This window comes from Acinetobacter sp. 1566109 (assembly GCF_000582255.1).
Lineage (GTDB): Bacteria > Pseudomonadota > Gammaproteobacteria > Pseudomonadales > Moraxellaceae > Acinetobacter > Acinetobacter nosocomialis.
In genome coordinates this window covers 1-1,756 of record NZ_JEYB01000162.1, presented here as the reverse complement: position 1 = coordinate 1,756, position 1,756 = coordinate 1, and the positions used below count along the sequence as shown (strand labels likewise).

Here is a 1,756-nt window from a genome sequence, read left to right as displayed (position 1 = left end):
GTTAGCCGGTGCTTATTCTGCGAGTAACGTCCACTATCTCTAGGTATTATCTAAAGTAGCCTCCTCCTCGCTTAAAGTGCTTTACAACCATAAGGCCTTCTTCACACACGCGGCGTAGCACCACGCAACAAGTTATGTTCAACCAAAGCACGTACACAACCTGCTGTTCCTTCCGGACGCAAAGTTAATGATTCAGGTGGGTTTCCTTTATCGAAGAATGTATACATTTCTTTTTCAACGATATCGGTTGCATCACCAATAGCACGTTTAAACAGTCCCGTTTGTTCAACGATCGGCAAACGAATTTGTTGGTAACCATAAGCATCCATTAACGATGCTAAATGCTGCTCGAGACGTCTCCACGCTGCTGTTTGCGTTGGTAAAACGTCATTAAAACCTTTGATTGCGACAATTGAACTCATGATGAACTACGAATAATTTCTTTAGATTTAGCTTCTTCAAGCTCTTGAACACGTTGACGAACCATACTTTCGATTTCATCAACCAATTGATTGGTATCAATTAAATGGCTTTTCTCACCATTGCGATAAACCAGTGAACGAGGCGCAGCCCCAACAACCCCGATATCTGCTTCTTTTGCTTCACCTGGGCCATTTACCTTACAACCAATAACTGAAACATCCATTGGCGTACGTATATCTTCTAGGCGCTCTTCTAAGGCTTGCATCACCTGAATCACGTTAAATTCTTGGCGAGAACAACTTGGACAAGCAATAAAGTTAATACCGTTAGAACGTAGGCCAAGCGATTTCAAGATGTCAAAACCAATCTTGATTTCATCTTCTGGTTCAGCAGCAAGCGAAATACGCATGGTATCGCCAATACCTTCCATCAATAATCCACCAAGAGCAATCGCTGATTTCACAGTACCTGTACGGTAAATACCAGCTTCAGTCACACCAAGGTGCAATGGATTGTCGATTTGCTGAGAAAGCAAACGATAAGCATCCATGGTTAAAAACACATTTGATGCTTTTACGCTGACTTTAAACTCATGGAAATCTAGACGGTCTAAAATATCGATATGACGTAAAGCTGACTCAAGCAGTGCCTGCCCTGTTGGCTCACCATATTTTTTCTGTAAATCTTTTTCTAGAGAACCCGCATTCACACCAATACGCATAGAAATACCGTGATGGCGTGCCGCAGCAACAACTTCACGAACTTTTTGATCTGAACCGATGTTACCCGGGTTAATACGCAAACAGTCTGCACCATAGTCTGCAACTGCCAAGGCAATTCTATGGTCAAAGTGAATATCAGCCACTAATGGAACTGAAACACGTTTGCGGATCGCACCAAAGGCTTCAGCTGCTTCCATAGAAGGAACTGAAACACGCATAATATCTGCACCTGCGTCAACACAACGCTCAATCTGAGCAACAGTTGCATCGACATCGCAAGTTTCGGTATTTGTCATACTTTGCACGCTAATAGGTGCATCGCCACCGACATAGACCGAACCAACACGGATTTTACGTGTTGGTCGACGTTTAATTGGGTTCTCTATCATTGTATCGCTCAACTCATGGTATTAGCGGGATAAACGGAATTCAGCTTTACCGTTTACCGTATATGGAGACAATGAAATCTGTTCTTGGTTTAGACTTAATGACACAGCTGTTGCATCATCAAGACGAATCTGGAATGGAGACTCACCATTTAAGGTTAAAGTCGATGCCTGACGACCCGTCGCTAAAACCTTGCCTGTTGCATCTACAATATGAACAGAAGT

Annotated in this window: 2 protein-coding genes and 1 pseudogene; all 3 read right to left on the bottom strand. The window is 42.9% G+C overall.

Annotated elements, in window-relative coordinates; genetic code table 11:
• Positions 1–104: 104 nt before the first annotated feature.
• Positions 105–422 (bottom strand): annotated as a pseudogene (locus J582_RS26615) (ATP phosphoribosyltransferase regulatory subunit); the annotation flags it as partial.
• Entirely contained in the window at positions 419–1,534 is a 1,116-nt protein-coding gene (gene ispG, locus J582_RS24985; protein ID WP_031982309.1) for a flavodoxin-dependent (E)-4-hydroxy-3-methylbut-2-enyl-diphosphate synthase, read from the bottom strand. The gene ispG and the pseudogene J582_RS26615, both read right to left, overlap by 4 nt.
• 21 nt (positions 1,535–1,555) lie before the next feature.
• Positions 1,556–1,756 (bottom strand): DUF4115 domain-containing protein (locus J582_RS24980; protein ID WP_032047500.1); only part of this gene is annotated, 201 nt, incomplete at its 5' end.